The organism is Sphingomonas sp. (assembly GCF_965200135.1).
GTDB lineage: Bacteria > Pseudomonadota > Alphaproteobacteria > Sphingomonadales > Sphingomonadaceae > Sphingomonas.
Window position 1 is genome coordinate 610,922 of record NZ_CBDATK010000006.1, and the last position, 18,045, is coordinate 628,966.

Annotated in this window: 23 protein-coding genes and 2 tRNA genes; 9 read left to right on the forward strand and 16 right to left on the reverse strand. The window is 69.5% G+C overall.

All coding sequences use genetic code 11. The features are described 5' to 3' along the window. The first annotated feature begins 55 nt into the window (after positions 1-55). The 4 genes from ACOFKS_RS07715 (at position 56) to ACOFKS_RS07730 (ending at position 3,073) form a co-directional block, all read left to right on the forward strand. Complete coding sequence (locus tag ACOFKS_RS07715) at positions 56-514, forward strand: hypothetical protein (protein WP_419808654.1); 459 nt, start codon at positions 56-58, stop codon at positions 512-514. 87 nt (positions 515-601) lie between these two features. Further along, on the forward strand, positions 602-1,501 hold the full coding sequence (locus ACOFKS_RS07720) for an SDR family NAD(P)-dependent oxidoreductase (protein WP_419808655.1): 900 nt from the start codon (positions 602-604) through the stop codon (positions 1,499-1,501). Next, on the forward strand, positions 1,498-1,953 hold the full coding sequence (locus ACOFKS_RS07725; protein ID WP_419808656.1) for a hypothetical protein: 456 nt from the start codon (positions 1,498-1,500) through the stop codon (positions 1,951-1,953). The genes ACOFKS_RS07720 and ACOFKS_RS07725 overlap by 4 nt, the downstream gene beginning before the upstream one ends. A 58-nt stretch (positions 1,954-2,011) precedes the next feature. Beyond that, positions 2,012-3,073: a hypothetical protein gene (locus tag ACOFKS_RS07730; RefSeq protein WP_419808657.1), complete on the forward strand. Its 1,062-nt coding sequence runs from the start codon at positions 2,012-2,014 to the stop codon at positions 3,071-3,073. Between the two features lie 25 nt (positions 3,074-3,098). Here the strand turns inward: ACOFKS_RS07730 and ACOFKS_RS07735 are convergent, their stop codons facing one another. From ACOFKS_RS07735 to epsC, 4 genes are read right to left on the reverse strand one after another with little or no spacing between them, the layout of a single operon-like run. Next, a complete protein-coding gene (locus ACOFKS_RS07735; RefSeq protein ID WP_419808658.1) occupies positions 3,099-3,503 on the reverse strand; it encodes a hypothetical protein in 405 nt (134 codons plus the stop codon). Positions 3,504-3,529: 26 nt separating this feature from the next. After that, positions 3,530-4,162, reverse strand: a complete 633-nt coding sequence (locus ACOFKS_RS07740) for a hypothetical protein (protein ID WP_419808659.1) — start codon at positions 4,160-4,162, stop codon at positions 3,530-3,532. Positions 4,163-4,219: 57 nt separating this feature from the next. Then, positions 4,220-4,558 (reverse strand): DUF2794 domain-containing protein, encoded by a 339-nt coding sequence (locus ACOFKS_RS07745; RefSeq protein ID WP_419808660.1) that lies wholly within the window; start codon positions 4,556-4,558, stop codon positions 4,220-4,222. Next, the gene (gene epsC, locus ACOFKS_RS07750; protein WP_419808661.1) at positions 4,558-5,232 is read right to left on the reverse strand and encodes a serine O-acetyltransferase EpsC; all 675 of its coding nucleotides are present in this window, start codon (positions 5,230-5,232) and stop codon (positions 4,558-4,560) included. Before epsC ends, ACOFKS_RS07745 begins: the two co-directional genes overlap by 1 nt. 154 nt (positions 5,233-5,386) lie before the next feature. Between epsC and ACOFKS_RS07755 the strand changes: the two genes are divergently transcribed. Together ACOFKS_RS07755 and ACOFKS_RS07760 are read left to right on the forward strand one after the other, a co-directional pair. Further along, on the forward strand, positions 5,387-6,154 hold the full coding sequence (locus tag ACOFKS_RS07755; RefSeq protein ID WP_419808662.1) for a sulfite exporter TauE/SafE family protein: 768 nt from the start codon (positions 5,387-5,389) through the stop codon (positions 6,152-6,154). A 51-nt stretch (positions 6,155-6,205) separates the two neighbouring features. Continuing rightward, a complete protein-coding gene (locus ACOFKS_RS07760; RefSeq protein WP_419808663.1) occupies positions 6,206-6,826 on the forward strand; it encodes a fasciclin domain-containing protein in 621 nt (206 codons plus the stop codon). On the opposite strand, the gene ACOFKS_RS07765 is transcribed toward ACOFKS_RS07760, so the two are convergent. From ACOFKS_RS07765 to pgsA, 3 genes are read right to left on the reverse strand one after another with little or no spacing between them, the layout of a single operon-like run. After that, positions 6,823-7,284: a molybdenum cofactor biosynthesis protein MoaE gene (locus ACOFKS_RS07765; RefSeq protein WP_419808664.1), complete on the reverse strand. Its 462-nt coding sequence runs from the start codon at positions 7,282-7,284 to the stop codon at positions 6,823-6,825. The genes ACOFKS_RS07760 and ACOFKS_RS07765 overlap by 4 nt on opposite strands. After that, the gene (moaD, locus tag ACOFKS_RS07770; protein WP_419808665.1) at positions 7,281-7,535 is read right to left on the reverse strand and encodes a molybdopterin converting factor subunit 1; all 255 of its coding nucleotides are present in this window, start codon (positions 7,533-7,535) and stop codon (positions 7,281-7,283) included. Before moaD ends, ACOFKS_RS07765 begins: the two co-directional genes overlap by 4 nt. Positions 7,536-7,537: 2 nt before the next feature. Continuing rightward, a complete protein-coding gene (gene pgsA / locus ACOFKS_RS07775) occupies positions 7,538-8,104 on the reverse strand; it encodes a CDP-diacylglycerol--glycerol-3-phosphate 3-phosphatidyltransferase (RefSeq protein WP_419808666.1) in 567 nt (188 codons plus the stop codon). A gap of 153 nt (positions 8,105-8,257) precedes the next feature. Between pgsA and ACOFKS_RS07780 the strand changes: the two genes are divergently transcribed. Further along, positions 8,258-9,574, forward strand: a complete 1,317-nt coding sequence (locus ACOFKS_RS07780; protein WP_419808667.1) for an MFS transporter — start codon at positions 8,258-8,260, stop codon at positions 9,572-9,574. Here ACOFKS_RS07780 and ACOFKS_RS07785 read toward each other — a convergent pair. The 5 genes from ACOFKS_RS07785 to ACOFKS_RS07805 all read right to left on the reverse strand — a co-directional run bounded on the left by ACOFKS_RS07785 (position 9,566) and on the right by ACOFKS_RS07805 (position 13,171). Further along, positions 9,566-9,733 (reverse strand): hypothetical protein, encoded by a 168-nt coding sequence (locus ACOFKS_RS07785; protein ID WP_419808668.1) that lies wholly within the window; start codon positions 9,731-9,733, stop codon positions 9,566-9,568. The genes ACOFKS_RS07780 and ACOFKS_RS07785 overlap by 9 nt on opposite strands. A 148-nt stretch (positions 9,734-9,881) precedes the next feature. After that, positions 9,882-9,956 (reverse strand) — tRNA-Val (locus tag ACOFKS_RS07790). 154 nt (positions 9,957-10,110) lie between these two features. Beyond that, complete coding sequence (locus ACOFKS_RS07795; RefSeq protein ID WP_419808725.1) at positions 10,111-10,413, reverse strand: HU family DNA-binding protein; 303 nt, start codon at positions 10,411-10,413, stop codon at positions 10,111-10,113. 98 nt (positions 10,414-10,511) lie between these two features. Continuing rightward, complete coding sequence (gene lon / locus ACOFKS_RS07800; protein ID WP_419808669.1) at positions 10,512-12,923, reverse strand: endopeptidase La; 2,412 nt, start codon at positions 12,921-12,923, stop codon at positions 10,512-10,514. Positions 12,924-13,100: 177 nt separating this feature from the next. Then, positions 13,101-13,171, reverse strand: a tRNA-Gly gene (locus ACOFKS_RS07805). A 111-nt stretch (positions 13,172-13,282) separates the two neighbouring features. On the opposite strand from ACOFKS_RS07805, the gene ACOFKS_RS07810 reads away from it, so the two are divergent. Further along, a complete protein-coding gene (locus ACOFKS_RS07810) occupies positions 13,283-14,830 on the forward strand; it encodes an acetolactate synthase large subunit (protein WP_419808670.1) in 1,548 nt (515 codons plus the stop codon). A 35-nt stretch (positions 14,831-14,865) separates the two neighbouring features. Further along, positions 14,866-15,231, forward strand: coding sequence for a hypothetical protein (locus tag ACOFKS_RS07815; RefSeq protein ID WP_419808671.1), 366 nt, complete (start codon positions 14,866-14,868; stop codon positions 15,229-15,231). Positions 15,232-15,262: 31 nt separating this feature from the next. On the opposite strand, the gene rimM is transcribed toward ACOFKS_RS07815, so the two are convergent. Genes rimM through ffh form a run of 4 tightly spaced genes read right to left on the reverse strand, consistent with a single transcriptional unit; the run spans position 15,263 to position 17,904 of the window. After that, positions 15,263-15,709: a ribosome maturation factor RimM gene (rimM, locus tag ACOFKS_RS07820; protein WP_419808672.1), complete on the reverse strand. Its 447-nt coding sequence runs from the start codon at positions 15,707-15,709 to the stop codon at positions 15,263-15,265. 19 nt (positions 15,710-15,728) lie between these two features. Further along, on the reverse strand, positions 15,729-15,872 hold the full coding sequence (locus ACOFKS_RS07825; protein ID WP_419808673.1) for a hypothetical protein: 144 nt from the start codon (positions 15,870-15,872) through the stop codon (positions 15,729-15,731). Between the two features lie 49 nt (positions 15,873-15,921). Next, a complete protein-coding gene (gene rpsP, locus ACOFKS_RS07830; RefSeq protein WP_419808674.1) occupies positions 15,922-16,386 on the reverse strand; it encodes a 30S ribosomal protein S16 in 465 nt (154 codons plus the stop codon). Positions 16,387-16,413: 27 nt separating this feature from the next. Next, positions 16,414-17,904 (reverse strand): signal recognition particle protein, encoded by a 1,491-nt coding sequence (gene ffh / locus ACOFKS_RS07835; protein WP_419808675.1) that lies wholly within the window; start codon positions 17,902-17,904, stop codon positions 16,414-16,416. Positions 17,905-18,045: the final 141 nt, after the last annotated feature.

The window sequence follows — 18,045 nt, forward strand, 5'->3', positions numbered from 1 at the left end:
CGTTGCAGGGGAGCGCACGTTGATGGGCGCTGCCCGTTTTAGGAGTGTTGATCCGATGAAGCATCTTTTCCTGGCCGCCGCGGCGATGGTCGCCCCCCTCGCTGCGATGCCCGCGCTGGCGCAGACGACGCCTGCCCCCGCCGACCAGACCATGACCGCACCGGCCGGCCAGACCACGCCGGATGCGATGGCGCCGACGCCGCCGGCCGACACGATGGCGACGCCCCCCGCCGCCGACGGCACGATGACGACGCAGACCGCGCCGACGCCGCCGATGACGACGCAGGGCGGCACGCCGGTGGGCGGCTATCAGCCGTCGGGTTCGGCGCTGAGCGGCCCCGCGCAGCCGGGCGTCACGCCGACGTTCCAGCAGGCGCAGACCCCCGATCAGGCCTATCCGGCTCCGGCGCCGCTCGCCAGCTATCCCAAGTGCAAGCCTGGCCAGTTCGACCAGTGCATGCAGGGTGCCGGTTCGACCCACTCGCGTCAGGTGCATCGCCGCGCACGTCGCTGACCCCGCCAGCTGAGCGGCCGCGGTTGCACGACCGCCGTCGCTGACTATGGAAGGGCGCTCCTCATTCAGGCAGGAGCGCCCTTTTTCATGACTATCCGCTTCGACGACAGAGTCGCCATCGTCACCGGCGCCGGCGGCGGTCTGGGCCGCCAATACGCGCTCGAACTGGCGCGGCGCGGCGCGAAGGTGGTCGTGAACGACCTCGGCGGCTCGCGCGACGGCGCCGGACATTCCGACGCCGCGCTGAAGGTCGTCGAGGAGATCGAGGCGACGGGCGGCGAGGCGATGTCGAACGGCGGCAACGTCGCCGAATACGAGCAGATGGCCGACATGGTCGCGCGCGCCAAGGAGCGCTGGGGCGGCGTCCACGTCCTCATCAACAATGCCGGCGTGCTGCGCGACAAGACCTTCGCCAAGATGGACCCGGCGGACTTCGAGTTCGTGGTCCGCGTCCACCTGATCGGCTCCGCGTTCGCCACCAAGGCGTGCTGGGAGACGTTTCGCGAGCAGAATTATGGCCGCGTGCTGATGACCGCGTCGTCGACCGGGCTGTTCGGCAATTTCGGCCAGGCGAACTACGGCGCGGCCAAGATGGGCCTCGCGGGGCTGACCAAGACGCTCTACATCGAGGGCGCGAAGAACAACATCCGCGTCAACACGCTGGCGCCGACCGCGGGCACGCGGATGACCGAGGACCTGTTCCCGGCCGAAGCGTTCAAGCTGTTCGCGCCGGAGAAGGTGGTGCCGGCCGCGCTGTACCTGGTGTCGGAAGACGCGCCGACCAATCAGATCGTCGCCAGCGGGGCGGGCGTGACCGGCGCGGTCAACGTCACGCTGACGCCGGGCAAGCTGCTGAGCGGCGACGACCTGTCGGTAGAGGGCATCGCGGCGAACTGGGACGCGATCGTCGACCGGACGGGCGAGGTCGTGCCGCAGTCGGGCGCGGAACAGGGAATGATGGCGGCGAAGGCGATCCAGGCGGGATGAAGGCGGCGGCGGGCGTGCTGATGCTGCTCGCCGGCTGCGGGGCGCCGCGAAGCTATATGGGGCTGGACCTGACCGGCCCGGTCGGGTCGATGCCCGACGGGCTGGGGCGGCTGGCGCTGACGGCGCTGACGGCGCGGGCCCGCGACAAGGCGGCGCAGCTGGAGCTGGCGGGCCGGTTCGAGGACGGCCGGGGCGTGCCGGCGGATCCCGATCGCGCGTGCCGCCTCTACGAGGCGGCGGCGACGACCACCGGCGGGACGATGTGGATCTACTCGCCGCCGGTGGTGAAGGGCGGCAGCGGCCGCGTGATCCCGATCACGACGCCGGTCAGCCCGGGGCTGCCCGCCGCCCACGCGCGGCTGATCGCCCTCGCCTGTCGCGCCGGGGGTCAGCGCGGCGCGTCCCGGTGCCTGATCCGCCATCGGGCCACGCGACCCGTCTTGCAGGAGTAACACACCCGTGTCATATCGCGCTGGGACACGGGTGGGCAGCGGCCGGGGAGAGCCACGCATGTATAGCGAGAGCGATATCGACGGCGCGGTGACGGCGGGCGCGATCACGCCCGACGCGGCAGCGGCGCTGCGGCGGCATGTCGCGGTCGGGCGGCAGGCACCGGCGGCCGACGAGGAGCAGTTCCGGCTGCTGACCGGGTTCAACGACATCTTCGTCTCGATCGCCTGCGTGCTGCTGCTCGCCGCGATCGCCGGCATCGGCGGCGCGATCGCCAGGATATTGGCGCCCGCCGCAATCGCCGCCGCCGCCTGGGCCTTGGCGGAATATTTCACCTTGCAGCGACGCATGGCGCTGCCGTCGATCATCCTGCTGCTCGCCTTCGTCGGCGGCATCGCCGCGACGCTGGGCGTGGCGCTCGCGAACGAGACGGTGGCGACCTGGGTTCAGGGCGTCAGCGGCGACGAGAACGTGCGGACCGGGGTCGGTGCGGTGCTGGCGGCCGGCGTGGCGGCGGTCACGGCGGTGGCGGCGTGGCTGCACTGGCGTCGCTTCATGGTGCCGATCACCGTCGCCGCCGGGGCGGTCGCGGTGGTCGGCGTGGCGATGTCGCTGATCGTCGGGCTGATCCCGCCGGCGCGCCAGGCGGTGCTGCCGCTGGTGCTGGTCGCGGGGCTGGCGATGTTCGCCTTCGCGATGCGCTGGGACATGAGCGATCGCGAGCGGCGGACGCGGCGGTCGGACGTGGCGTTCTGGCTGCACCTCGCGGCCGCGCCGATGATCGCGCACGCGCTGTTCAACCTGCTGGGCGTATTCGAGGATCAGATCGGGCTGCTGCAGGCGGTGGTCGTGCTGGCGCTCTATGTCGCCTTTGCGCTGGTGGCGCTGGCGGTGGATCGCCGCGCGCTGCTGGTGTCGAGCCTCGCCTATGTCCTGTACGCGCTCTACTCACTGTTCCAGCAGGCGGGCGCGGTGGAACTGTCGGCGGCGTTCACCGGGCTGGTGATCGGGTCGGCGCTGCTGCTGCTGTCGGCGTTCTGGCAGGTGGCGCGGCGGCGCGTGGTCGCATTGCTGGGCGGCGGGCTGGCCCAGCGGCTGCCGCCGGTGGCGGTCGCGGCCTGATCGAAACGCGGCCCGCCGGCGCCGATCAGAACTCGGCGCCGGCGGGCCAGCGCATCGCGCGGACCACCCGCGCCGTACCGTCCCGCTCGGTCGACCACAGGGTCAGGCGACAGTCGCCGGCCGCCCAGGTCCGCTCGTGCACCTGGATCGCCGCGTTGGCGGGCAGCGGCAGGTCGTTGCTAAGCTCGATCCGGAACTCGTTCATGCCCTCGCCGAGCGCGAACCGTTCGTCGCCGATCGGCTTTCCCAATTTGGTGCCGGCCGCCGTAGCGTCCTGCCCCGCAAAGCCCGCCATCGTTTCGGGCCGCTCACAGCCGCCGCTCCACCAGTCAGTTTCCATCCGTCGCTCCTCGATGACCGTCGCCGCGCCGGTCGCCCTCGCCTTTGGTCCCGCTGACGTGACGCCGCACGCCGTCAGCGCGATTGCCACCGTCGCAAGACCATACCGGACCGGCGTCACGTGATGCTGCCGACGGAGAAGGTCGTGCCTGCCGACATCTGATTGAGCTCGTTGATGACATGCGTGAAATGGCGCGCGCGCAAGCTGTTGCCGTGATTCATGATGCTGACGGTATCCGCATTGTGGGGCGACGATGCGGGGTACTCATCGCCGCGTCCCAGCACCGCGGTGTTGCCGAAGGCGTGCCCGAACTCGTGGCTGACGGGACGCTGGTTCATGCCCGGCTCGCCGCTCGCCGCATTGCGCCACGTGAGATCGTTGGTGTCGAAGATGATCGTCCGTGCATCCCACAGCACCGACGACGTCACGAAGAGCGCGGGTGGCACCTTCGTCACCGTCACCGTCCAATGCGGGTTGCGGGTGACCCAGCGCAGGTCGATCCGGACCGGGATGGCGTGCCCGGCGAGTTGCTTCGCCAGCTCCGTCGTCCCGCTGGCCTGCACACGGGCCCGATTGTCCCACGAGGCGCGGATCGCCGCTTCCGCACGGGCATGAAAACGCTGCTCCTGGGCTAGCGTCCAGGCCGGAAGCGGCGGCTGCACCGCCCAGACATATTGCCAGCGCTGGACGACCAGCACCTCGGCGCCGAGGGTCTCCAGGTCAATCGTGCAGCGATCCGTTTCGCGCACCAGATGTCCCAAGCGCCGCGCTCCGTCTGAGTCTCGCGGATGTTACGCCTACATCGGCTACTCGACCAGCTTCATCAGCCGCCGCTCGACCGGGGCCAGTACCGGGCCCAGCTCGTGGCCGCGTTTGACGACCTGACCGGCCTCGCCGATCAGCGCCCACATACCCTGACGGCCGCGTAACGCGGGGCGCTTCTCGATGCGGAACTCGGGGCGCTCGGCGGCGCGGCGGAACGCGGCGAAGGTCGCGGCATCGCGGCCCAGATCGATCGCATAGTCGCGCCAGTGACCGGCGGCGACCATCCGGCCGTAGAGGTCGAGGATGCGGGTCAGCTCGAGACGGTCGAAGCCGATCTGGGTGGCGCGCGACGGGGCGGGGAACGGCGTGACGATGCCCATCAGGCGCGCTTCTGCTCCTCCTCGGCGAGCAGCGCGTCCAGCCGCTTGCGCATCGTCTCCAGCTCGCAGCGCAGCAGCTCCACCTTCTGCGTCTGCGGATCGAACTGTTCGGAACATGGCGTGCCATAGGCGAGGAACGGCGCCTCGCCCTTGCCGCCTACCACCGTCGTCGCGCGTGCCGGGATGCCGACCATCACCGCGCCCTCGGGCACGTCCTTGGTCACCACCGCATTGGCACCGACCCGCGCGCGGGTGCCGACCAGGATCGGGCCGAGTACCTGTGCGCCGGAGCCGATGATGACGCCGTCGGCAAGCGTCGGGTGGCGCTTGCCAGCGACACCGTTGTCGGGGCTGGTCCCACCCAGCGTCACGCACTGATAGATGGTAACGTCGTCGCCGATCTCCGCCGTCTCCCCGATCACCACGAAGCCGTGATCGATGAAGAAATTGCGGCCGATGGTAGCGCCGGGGTGGATGTCGATCGCGGTCCAGGCGCGGGACCAGTGATTGACCAAGCGCGCCAGGAAGAACAGCCGCCGCCGGTACAGCCGATGCGCGACGCGATGGAACCCCAGCGCCCAGACGCCTGGATAGGTCATCACCTCCGCCCGGCTGTGCGGCGCCGGGTCGCGTGCCCGGATGGAATCGAGATAGGCCCCCAATCGGCTCGACATCGTCGCTTTCTTCCCTGCGCTTGCCCGCCATGTATGAAGGCGCGTGCGCGATTGCGAGAGGCAAGTGTCGTCGCGAACACAGAGCGACATAGCCTATCTATGTTGTAGGAAATGTCGAAGCGCGGCAGATACCGGCAAAACGGGGGCCGAGAACGTGCACTGGCTGGCGAGCATCGACTGGATCGACCTACTCCCCTTCATCGGCGTGGGGTTCGCCGCGCAGCTGGTGGACGGCGCGCTGGGGATGGCGTTCGGGCTCATCAACTCGACGCTGCTGGTGTCGGTGGTCGGCGTGTCCCCGGCCGTCGCCTCGGCGAGCATCCATGCGGTGGAGACCTTTACCACCGCCGCGTCGGGAATCAGCCACGTCGCGCACCGCAACGTCGACTGGAAGCTGTTTCCGCGCATCGCCATCCCCGGCGTGATCGGCGGAGTCATCGGCGCCTACGTCCTCGCCAGCGTCGATGCATCGGTCGCGAAGCCGTTCGTGATGGCCTATCTGGCGGCGATCGGGCTGTATTTGCTGTTCCGGGCGTGGCGCGGGCGGATCGAGCCGCGCTCGCCGCGCGTGATCGAGCCGCTCGGGCTGATCGGCGGGTTCCTGGATGCGGCGGGCGGCGGCGGCTGGGGGCCGGTGGTCACCTCCAACCTGTTGCTTCAGGGCGCCGAGCCGCGCCGGACGATCGGCACCGTCAACACGTCGGAGTTCTTCCTGACCGCGACCGTCTCGGCCACCTTCTTCCTGACGATGGGGCTGGCGGCGTTCACGCTGCAGACGATCGGCATCCTGATCGGCGGGCTGGCGGCGGCGCCGCTGGGCGGCATCCTGGCGCAACGGGTGCCGGCGCGGCCGCTGATGGCGGCGGTCGGCGTGCTGCTGACGCTGACCAGCGTGGTGACGATCTGGAGCGCGCTGCGCTGAGGATTGGGCACCGACCTTGCCGGGGCGGCGCGCGCTTGCGACAATGACGCCATGAAGAAACTTCTCCTCGCCCTGCTGCCGCTCGCCGGCTGCGTGGCCCCCCAACGGGTGACCGTCGCGCCCGCCGTCGCGGTGGTGGACGCGGCCGATTCCGCCCCGGCGAACAACCCGCTGGTCGCGGGCACCGTCATGCCCACGGATCGGACGATCGCGGCGGCGGTGGCGGCGGTGCCGGGTTTCGCGATCCTGCACCGCGCGATCGTCGCGGGGAGCTTCGGCGCGACGCTGGCGGCGGCGGGACCGATGACGCTGTTCGCGCCGACCGACGAAGCGTTCGGCCGGCTCGCGCCGGGGACGGTCGACGCGCTGGTGCAGCCGGAGAACCGCGACTCGCTCGGCAAGCTGCTGCGGCTGCACCTGGTGCCGGGGCGGCTGACCTCGGCGGCGCTGCTGCGGCTGATCGCGGCGGGGGGCGGCCGCGCGACGCTGACGACGGTGGGCGGCGAGTTGCTGACGCTGAGCCTGACGGGAGCGGTGGTGACGCTGACCGATGCGGGCGGCAACAGAAGCTATGTCGAGACGGCGGACGTGCGGCAGACCAACGGGGTGCTTCACGTCGTCAACGGGGTGCTGGTGCCCCGACTGGATCGGGCACCGACGCCGCGGCCCTAGCCGTCCTGCGATGACGGCAGGGTGTCCCACCGCGCCGCCGCCGCATCGTCGCCGGTCCGCGCCTCGACCCAGCGCCGCTCCTGCCCCCGCGTCTCGCGCTTCCAGAACGGCGCATCGGTCTTGAGGCGGTCGATCAGATAGGCGCAGGCGTCCAGCGCCGCCGCGCGATGCGGCGCGGCGGTGGCGACGAGGACGATACGTTCGCCCGGCCGCATCGGCCCGACGCGATGCACCACCGTTGCCGACAGCAGCGCCCAGCGTTCGGTCGCGGCGGCGCATAGATCGTGCAGCGCGCGTTCGGTGACGCCGGGGTAATGCTCCAGTTCGAGCAGCTCGGTGCCGCCGTCGGCGCGGACCAGCCCGGTGAAGGTGGCGATGGCCCCTGCCCCGTCGGCTTCTGCCAGCGCAAGCTCCGCCGCGACGTCGATCGGCTCGGCCTGCACCGCGACGCGGATCATCCGCCCGTCACCGGGGGGAACAGCGCGACCTCGGTCGGCGTGCCGAGTTCAGCGTCGAGAGCCACGAAGCGGCCGTCGATCGCGGCGCGCAGGCGGGCGCGATCGGCGAAGGCGGCGTGGTGCGCGGGGCTCTCGGTCGCCAGCCAGTCGACCAGTGCGGACACCGTCGCCACCTCGGGCGGCACGTCAAGCAGTTCCTCGCCGACGCCCAACGCCTCTCGCACCGACGCGAAATACAGCAGCCGGATCATGCTCAATCCATGTGCTTCAGGCCGACGCGGAGATAATCCCAGCCCGTAATCAGCGTCAGGCCGGCCGCCGCCCACAAGGTCGTCAGGCCGACCAGCTTGACGAACGAATAGTGCGGCAGTCCGCCCGCCAGGATCAGCGCGCCGAGCGCGACCAGCTGGAACGTCGTCTTCCACTTCGCCAGTCGCGACACCGGCACCGAGACCTGGATGCCGCCCAGGAACTCGCGCAGGCCGCTGACCGCGATTTCGCGCAGCAGGATGACGAGCGCGGCGATCAGGTGGATGCCGGTGATGATCGCGCGATCCTCGAACCGCGTGCCGACCAGCATCAGGATCACGGCGGCGACCATGATCTTGTCGGCGATCGGGTCGAGGAAGATGCCCAGCCTGGACACCGCGCCCTGTGCGCGGGCGAGATAGCCGTCGAAATAATCGGTGATGCCCATCAGGCAATAGAGTACGAACGCGGCGAGATACCCCGCCTCCCATTGCGGCCACCACAGCAGCGCGACCAGCACCGGCAGCGCCACGATCCGCGACAGCGTCAGCAGGTTGGGGAGCGTCAGCATCGTGGCCCAGCCTTACCGCCCCGGCCCGGCGGGGGAAACCCCGGAAGCACGACGCGTGCCGGGGAGCCGCACGCCCGACCACGGGCCGGTTGGCGTCGGGGCCGGGCTCGGCTACGCTGGCGCGATGCTGCCACGATCACCGGCCCCGCTTCCGTGCTGAACAGTTTGCGGCTGCTGAAGCAGCGTCGGTTCCTGCCGCTCTTCACCACGCAGTTCCTGGGCGCATTCAACGACAATCTGTTCAAGACCTCGATGGTCCTGTTCGCGACCTATCAGATATTCAACGACGAACGCGCGGAAGGGTTCTTCAACGCGCTGGTCGCCGGGCTGTTCGTGCTGCCGTTCTTCCTGCTGTCCGCGCTGGCGGGGCAGCTGGCCGACACCACCGACAAGACCCGCATCATCCGCATCGTCAAGCTGGCGGAGGTGGGCATCATGGCGGTCGGGTGTGCCGGGCTGATCCTGGGGCGGACCGGCGCGGTGACGCTGCCGGTCGTGCTGATGCTGATCGCGGTCGCCGGGCTGGGGGTGCATTCGACCTTCTTCGGGCCGATCAAATATGCGATCCTGCCGCAGCATCTGGACGATTGCGACGTGCTGGGCGGCACCGGGCTGGTCGAGGCGGGGACCTATCTGTCGATCCTGTTCGGGACGATCCTGGCGGGCGTGATCTATGAGAGCACGCTGCTGGTCGCGGCGTTGACGCTGCTGGTGGCGCTGAGCGGGTATCTGGCGGCGCGCCGCATCCCGCCGGCGCCGCGGCTGGGGCCGCCGCTCCAGCTCGACTGGAACCCGTTCACCGCCTCGCGACGGCTGATCTCGGGCACCATGCACGTGCCGCGCCTGTTCCTCGCGATCTGCGCGATCTCGTTCTTCTGGACGATCGGGTCGGTGCTCATCATCGCCTTTCCGCCGCTGGTGAAGAACGTCCTGACCGCGCAGGCGTCGGTCGCGAGCCTGGTGCTGGGTATCTTCTCGATCGGCGTCGCGGTCGGATCGGTGGTCATCAACCTGCTGCTGCGCGGCAACATCTCGGCGCGCTATTCGCCGGCGTCGGTGATCGCGATGGCGGTGGCGGTGGTCGGGCTTTGGCTGTCGGTGGGGCGGTGGACCCCCGCCCCGGCCGGCCAGCTGTATGGCGTGGCCGAGTTCATCGCGCAGCCGGGCGCGATCGCGGTGTTCGGGTCGCTGTTCGCGGTGGCGATCTTCGGCGGGATGTTCGTGGTGCCGCTCTACGCCTTCCTCACCACGACGGTCGCCAAGGACCAGACGGCGCGGACGGTGGCGGCGAACAACGTGGTCAATTCGGGCGCGATGACGGTCGGGTCGGGCGCGGTCGCCGGGATGATGGCGATGGGCGTGTCGGCGATGGAGCTGCTGCTCGTCGTCGCCGCGATGTGCCTGGTCGCCGCCTGGATCGCGCAGCGGCTTCACCGCGCCTGCGACGCGGCGCCGGTCGTCCTACAGTAAGTAGGTGTAGAAGCTGACGAAAAAGGCGAGGAAACTCAACACGAAGAGTTTCCAGTCGGCATCGTCGTCGCGCGCGGGCTTGATCGCCGCGGGTGCGGGCAGGCGGCGGCGGAGCGGGTGGCCGGCGCCTTCGTTGGTCAGGACAAGTCGTCGTTGCATGGCGAAGACGTTAACGCTTCGTTTACGTTTCGGACCATCCGTAAAGAGGGTTAACGGCTGCCCGTCCCGGCGCGGGACGATTAGCGATCAGGCCCGCGTGACGCCAGCGACCGATCGCGAGCCGACGATGCTCGCACCGCTGGCGCGGTGGTGGGCGCGACAGGGATTGAACCTGTGACCCCACCCGTGTGAAGGGTGTGCTCTACCGCTGAGCTACGCGCCCGATCCCGTCCCGGTCGATCGGAAGGCGGCGTCTTAGCAAGGCGGACGGTGGTGTCCAGCCTGTTCTCCGTCCGTCGTGGCGAACCACGTCGGTCCCGCCGTTCCAATGCCGACGAAGAAGCGGGATCCCGGCTCAAGGCCGGGATGACGAAGGGTCAGTTTACCGAATCCTTCAGCCCCTTGCCCGCCTTGAACTTGGGCTGGCTCGACGCCTTGATCGTCATCGGCTCGCCGGTGCGGGGGTTGCGTCCGGTCGACGCCTTGCGCTTCGACAGCGAGAAGGTGCCGAAACCGACCAGGCGGACCTCGTCGCCCTTCTTGAGCGCGCCGGAGATCGTCCCGAACACCGCCTCGACCGCCTTTACGGCGTCGCCACGGGTCAGGCCCGACTGGTCGGCGACCGACGCGATCAGCTCCTGCTTGTTCATGCTTCGCTCATCCCATGCTTGTTTACGCAGGCGCGAGAATCACGCGGCCCAATCGGATCAGTTAACCCCGTGGTGATAACCTGAGTCAATGGCCGCCAGCGGCCCGCTCTACCGGCACTGGCCAGCTTTCAGTGATGCCGCTCGCCGCCCGTCGACCCCGTGGCGACCTGCTGCACCACCGCCGGGGGCAGCGCCGCCAGCTCGTCGGCCTCGGTCCAGTCGATCGCCTCGACCGGCTGCGTCAGCGCCAGCGCCAGCACCTCGTCGACATGCGCGACGGGTACGATCTTCAGCCCCGCCTTGATGTTGGCGGGAATGTCGGCGAGGTCCTTCTCGTTTTCCTGCGGGATCAGCACCGTCTCGATGCCGCCACGCAGCGCCGCGAGCAGCTTCTCCTTCAACCCGCCGATCGGCAGCACGCGGCCGCGCAGCGTGACCTCGCCGGTCATCGCCACCTCGCGCCGCACCGGGACGCCGGTCAGCGTCGACACGATCGACGTGACGATGCCGACACCCGCCGACGGCCCGTCCTTGGGCGTCGCGCCCTCGGGCAGATGGATGTGGATGTCCTTGCGCCCGAACAGCGACGGCTTGATGCCATAGCTGGGCGCGCGCGCCTTGACGTAGCTGAACGCGGTCTCGATCGATTCCTTCATCACGTCGCCGAGCGTGCCCGTGAGCTTGGCCGCGCCCTTTCCCGGCACCGTCACCGACTCGATCGTCAGCAGCTCGCCGCCGACCTCGGTCCAGGCGAGCCCGGTGACCGCGCCGATCTGATGCTCTGTCTCCGACAGGCCGTGGCGGTATTTCTGGACGCCGGCGAACTCGTGGAGGTTGTCCGGCGTGACGGTGATCGCGGTGTCCTTGCCCTCCAGGATACGACGCAGCGCCTTGCGCATCAGCTTGGCGATCTCGCGCTCGAGCGTCCGCACGCCGGCCTCGCGGGTGTAGCGCTGGATCAGCGCGCGCAGGCCGTCCGGCGTCAGCACGAATTCAGTCGCCTTGAGGCCGTGCGCCTCCATCTGCTTGGCGATCAGGTGCCGCTCGGCGATCTCGACCTTCTCGTCCTCGGTATAGCCTTCCAGCCGAATGATCTCCATCCGGTCGAGCAGCGGCTGCGGCAGGTTCAGCGTGTTCGCGGTGCAGACGAACATGATGTCGCTGAGGTCGAGGTCGATCTCCAGATAATGGTCCTGGAACTTGCCGTTCTGCTCGGGGTCGAGCACCTCCAGCAGCGCCGACGCCGGGTCGCCGCGGAAATCCTGGCCGAGCTTGTCGATCTCGTCGAGCAGGAACAGCGGGTTGGAGGTCCCCGCCTTGCGCAGGTTGGTGACGACCTTGCCCGGCAGCGAGCCGATATAGGTGCGACGGTGGCCGCGGATCTCCGCCTCGTCGCGGACGCCGCCCAGCGACTGGCGCACGAACTCGCGCCCGCATGCCTTGGCGATCGACTGGCCCAGCGACGTCTTGCCGACGCCGGGCGGGCCGACGAGGCACAGGATCGGACCTTTCAGCTTCTGCGTGCGCGCCTGCACCGCCAGATACTCGACGATCCGGTCCTTGACCTTGTCGAGCGCGTAATGGTCCTCGTCCAGCACCGCCTGCGCGGCGGCGATGTCCTTCTTCAGCTTCGACTTCTTGCCCCAAGGCAGGCCCAGCAGCACGTCGAGATAATTGCGGACCACCGTCGCCTCGGCGCTCATCGGCGCCATCGACTTCAGCTTCTTCAGCTCCGACGTCGCCTTGGTGCGCGCTTCCTTGCTCAGCTTCAGCGTCGCGATCTTCTGCGTCAGCTCGGCGATCTCATCGCCGTCGCCCTCGTCGTCGCTGTTGCCCAGCTCGCGCTGGATCGCCTTGAGCTGCTCGTTGAGGTAATATTCGCGCTGCGTCTTCTCCATCTGGCGCTTGACGCGGGTCTTGATCTTCTTCTCGACCTGCAGGACGCCGAGCTCGCCCTCCATCAGCGCGAACGCCATCTCCAGCCGCTTCTGGGGGTTCAGCTCGACCAGCAGCGCCTGCTTGTCGGCGACCTTGACCTGGATGTTGGCCATCACCGCGTCGGCGAGCTTGGCCGGATCCTCGATCTCGGCGAGCTGCACCGCCGTCTCGGCGGGCATCTTGCGGTTGCCCTTGGCATAGGCCTCGAACTGCGAGACGACCGAGCGCATCAGCGCCTCGACCTCCGGCCCGGCGACCTCCTCGTCGGCGACCATGTCGATGGTCGCGGTCAGATAGGCGCCGTCTTCCGTCAGCTCGCTGAGCCGCGCCCGCTGCTTGCCCTCGACCAGCACGCGCACGGTGCCGTCGGGCAGCTTGAGCAATTGCAGCACGGTGGCGGTGACGCCGACCTCGTGCAGGTCCGCGCGCGCGGGATCGTCCTCGGCGGCGTCGAGCTGCGCGACGAGGAAGATCTCCTTGTCGGCGGCCATCGCCGCTTCGAGCGCCGCGACGGACTTATCGCGACCGACGAACAGCGGCACGATCATGTGCGGGAAAACGACGATGTCCCGCAGGGGAAGAACGGGGAAGGTCTGGGTCATGCAAGCTCCGGCGGGCCAGGTGAGCGGCCCTTGTCGACAAGCTATATGGGGAAGGGTTGCCGGAGCATCAATCTGTTCGGGAAGGCAGGCCGAGGGGAAGCGCTCGGCTGGCGTCGAGCCCGGCCGCGCTGGCGCGAGGTCCGGTCAGCGTCGCTGATCGTGCCCGCGCTGCGCGGGAGCGGGTGAAGGGAATCGAACCCTCGTCGTAAGCTTGGGAAGCTTCTGCTCTACCATTGAGCTACACCCGCGTCGCATCGGCCCGCGTCGTCGAGCCTTGCCATGAGCGCGCGCGCGAAGTCAATTCGCGCCAAAGCGCGCTCGAGCGGATAAGGCGGGTGCGGACCCCGACAGGAGCGAACATGAACGGCGCGGAACATCTGGTGGAGACCCTGGCCGATCAGGGCGTCGAGATCTGCTTCGCCAATCCCGGCACGTCGGAGATGCACTTCCTGTCGGCGCTGGAGAACCCGCGCATCAAGCCGGTGCTGTGCCTGTTCGAGGGCGTCGCGACCGGCGCCGCCGACGGCTGGTATCGGATGAAGGACGCGCCCGCCGCGACGCTTCTCCATCTCGGGCCCGGCCTGTCGAACGGACTGGCCAACATCCACAACGCGCGCCGCGCCTCGTCGGGGATGGTCAACGTCGTCGGCGAGCATTCCGCCAGCCACCTGAAATACGACGCGCCGCTGACCAGCGATATCGAGGGGCTGGCCCGGCCGCTGAGCCACTGGGTGCGGCGGATCGATGGGCCGGACGCGGTGGCGAGCGATGTCGCCGCCGGCGTCGCCAAGGCGAACGAGCATCCCGGCCGGATCGCGACGCTGATCCTGCCGGGCGACGCGTCGTGGCGCGACGCGGGCGAGATCGTGCGGCTGCCGAAGCCCGGCCGGACGATGCGCGCGCCCGATCCGGCGCGGGTCGAACAGGTCGCCAAGGTGCTTCGCTCGGGCGAGCCGACGCTCATCATCCTCGCCAACAAGGCGACGCGCGGCAACGCGCTGGCGCTGGCGGGCCAGGTCGCCGGCCGGACCGGCACGCGGATCGGATCGCAGTTCTTCACCGCGCGGATGGAGCGCGGCGCCGGCCGCACGCCGCTGGAGCGCATCCCCTATTCGGTGAAGCCCGCCCTCGCCTTTCTCGCGCCGTTCAAGCACCTGGTTACCGTCGAGACCACGGAGCCGGTCGCGTTCTTCTCCTATCCGGACCTGCCCAGCCAGCTGAAGGCGCCGGGCACGCAGGTCCATGCGCTGGCCGAGGCGGACGAGGACAGCGAGGCGGCGCTGGCGATGCTGCTCGATCTGCTCGGGCCGGCAGACGGCGCGGCGCTGATCCAGCAGCGGGTGGAGACGCCGGTGCCCAGCGGCGCGCTGACCCCGGTCGCGATCGCGCACGCGCTCGCCGCCGCGATCCCGGAGAACGCGATCGTCGTCGACGAGTCGCTCACCACCGGGCGCGAGACGATGGGGCACACGATGGGCGCCCTGCCCCACGACCTCATCAACAACATGGGCGGCTCGATCGGCTATTCGCCGCCGGTGGCGACCGGCGCGGCGCTCGCCTGTCCCGACCGGCGCACGATCTGCATGACCGGCGACGGCAGTGCCATGTACACGATCCAGGCGCTGTGGACGCAGGCGCGCGAGCAGCTGCCGGTGACCACGATCATCTTCGCCAACAATCAGTATGCGATCCTGAAGGCGGAGTTCTCGAACATGGGCGCCGGCCCGGCACCCGGTCCGCGCGCGATGTCGATGATCGACCTGACGGAGCCGACGATCGACTGGCAGGCGATGGCGAAGTCGATGGGGGTGCCGGCGGTGGCGGTCGACACCGCGGAGGATTTCCACCGTCTGCTCGTCGCCTCGATCCGCAGCGAGGGCCCCATGCTGATCGAGGTGCGGCTGTAAGGGAACGGGGGCGCGGCCTCGGCCGTTTTACGCGCATGACCGATCCTGTCGATCCCGAACGTCCCCGCGACTCCAACGAATTCGATCGGCCCCACGGCTATTCGGGCCAGGGCTACACGATCGGGCGGGAGCTGGCGGAGGGTGCGCGCGCAGCCGATCCGGCGTTCCGTCCGCAGGTGGACGGGCGTGACATCCCGGTCGACGAAGGCCACCGCGCCTCCGCCGATCGCGACACCGGCGAGGTCCACGGCAGCGGTGCCGGCATCGGCGGCGGCAATCCCGGCGAGGATTTCGACAGCGCGACGCCCTCGGGCGACACGTTTCCGATCACGGGCGGCGAGGGAACGGACAAGACGCCGGGCGACCTCGGGCCGAAGAACGACGAGGCGAGCTACCTGTAGGCCGCGGCTCGACGCCACGGCCCCGGCTCGATCATTCGACGAACGCAGGGTCGAGCACCAGCCGTTCGGTGTTCCACTCGGGCACTGCGTCGGGGCGGAGCGGGACCATGAATTGCTTGCCGTCCGGTCGCTCGATCTCGATCAGGTCGCCGGCACCGAAGTTCTCCACCGCGACGACGCGACCGATCGCCACGCCGTCGGGCGTCGTCACCGGCAGGCCGATCAGGTCGGCGTGGTAATATTCACCCTCGGCCAGCGCCGGCAAGACGCTCCGCGCGACCGTCAACGCCGTACCCCGCAGCGCCTCGGCGGCGCTGCGGTCGGGCACCTCGGCGAAGCGGGCGATGTTGCCGCGCATCGACGTGACCGTCAGCGCGCCGTCGTTGAAGCTTCGATACGGTGAGAGGTCGTCGGTGAAGAGCTTGAGCTTCACCTCGCCGCCGATCCCGTGCGGGCCGGTGACGGCGGCGAGCACCACCTGACCCGGCTTCAGGGGCTCAGGCGTCGGGCGAGCCGGGGTTGGGACCGGGTTCGTCGTCCGCGCCTTCCGCGGGCGCGGGCGCCGACCGGCCGTCGCCGAGGTCTTCGTCGTCATTGGCGGTGCGCGGATCGGGCAGGGTCGGCTGCGGGTCGGCGGTCATGCGGTACTCCTCTGGAACGACATGAACGCACGACCCGCACGCCGGTGCCTCAAGCCTCGGCCGTCTCGGTCGACGCGGTCTCGGTCGAAGTCGCCTCGTCGATGGCCGGAGCCTCCTCGGCGGGGGTCTCTTCGACCGCCGGGGCGGCGCTGGCGGCGGCGGCGGCTTCCTCGGCGGCCTTCACCTTATCGGCACGCTCCTCGGCGCGCTCGGTGGCCTTTTCGCCGGGCTTGCCCTTGTTCGGGTTGTTGCGCGCGGGCCGCTCCTTGACGCCGGCGACGTCGAGGAAGCGCGCGACGCGGTCGGTCGGCTGCGCGCCGACGCCCAGCCAATGCTTGGCGCGATCGCCGTCGAGCTGGATGCGCTTCTCGTCGTCCTTGGCGAGCAGCGGGTTATAGGTGCCGATCTTCTCGAGATACTTGCCGTCGCGGGGCGAGCGGGCGTCGGCGACGACGATGCGGTAATAGGGACGCTTTTTGGAGCCGCCGCGCGACAGTCGGATGGAAAGAGCCATTGTCGAAATCCTTGCAGGTTAAGGTGGTTATTTCTTCTTCGTGAAATCCATGAGGCCGGGGGGCAGACCCTGACCGCCGGGCAGGCCGGGCAGCCCGCCGCCGGGGCCACCCATCTTGCCCATCATCTCGCCGAGGCCGGGGCCGCCCATCGCGTTGCCGAGCCCGGCCATGCCGCCGCCGCCCTTGCCGAGCATCGCCATCATGCCCTTGAGCCCGCCCATCTTGCGGAGCTTCTTCATCGCGGTGGCCATCTCCTGATGCATCTTCAGGAGCTTGTTGACCTCCTGCACCGTGGTGCCGGAGCCCTTGGCGATGCGGATCTTGCGCTTGGCATTGATGAGCTCGGGCTTGGTGCGCTCCTTAAGCGTCATCGAGCCGATCACCGCGTCCATGTGGACCAGCACCTTGTCGGTGCCGGGCGCAGCGGCCATCGCCTGTTGCGCCTTCTTCATGCCGGGGATCATCCCCGCGAGCGCGCCGAGCCCGCCCATGCGGCTCATCTGCTGCAACTGCGCGCGCAGGTCGTTCATGTCGAACTGACCCTTGGCCATCTTCGCGGCCATCCGCGCGGCGTCGTCGGCCTGGATGCTCTCGGCGGCGCGCTCGACCAGCGACACGACGTCGCCCATGCCGAGGATGCGGCCGGCGACGCGCTCCGGGTGGAACGCCTCCAGCGCTTCCATCTTCTCGCCAGTGCCCGCGAACTTGATCGGCTTGCCGGTGACGGCACGCATCGACAGCGCCGCACCACCGCGCGCGTCGCCGTCCATGCGGGTCAGCACGACGCCGGTCAGCGGCACCTGGTCGGAGAAGTTCTGCGCGACGTTGACCGCGTCCTGCCCGGTCAGCGAGTCGACGACGAGCAGGATTTCCTGCGGCTGCGCGACGTCGGCGACGGCGCGCATCTCGTCCATCAGCGCCTGGTCGATGCTGGTCCGCCCGGCGGTGTCGAGCATCAGCACGTCGAAGCCCTGCAGCTTCGCCGCCGACAGCGCGCGCCGGGCGATGTCGACCGGCTGCTGGCCGGCGACGATCGGCAGCGTCTGGACGTCGACCTGGCCGCCCAGCGTCGCCAGCTGCTCCTGCGCGTTCGGACGATTGACGTCCAGCGACGCCATCATCACCCGCTTGGCGCCGCGCTCCTTGAGGCGCTTGGCGATCTTGGCGGTGGTGGTGGTCTTGCCCGACCCCTGTAGCCCGACCATCATGATGATCGCCGGCGGGGTGACGCCGAGTTCCAGCTCCGACGCATCCGCGCCGAGCATCTCGATCAGCGCGTCGTGGACGATCTTGACGACCTGCTGCCCCGGCGTGACCGAGCGCAGCACGTTCTGGCCGATCGCCTTTTCGGTCGCGCGCTCGACGAAATCGCGCGCGACGGGCAGCGCGACGTCGGCTTCGAGCAGCGCGACGCGGACCTCGCGCATCGCGGTGCGGACGTCGGCTTCCGTCAGCGCGCCACGGCCGCGCAGGCGGTCGAAGACCCCACCAAGGCGATCGCTCAGGCTTTCGAACATGCGCGTCTCAACTCCAATGACCCGCCAACGCAAGAAACGCCGGCGGACGAAACCTCGTCAGCCGGCGTGCGCCCGGAGGCGCTTCGGTTCGTGTCCAGCGGGCTGAACGGCGTCGTCGATAGCTGAAGACGGCCGCGAACA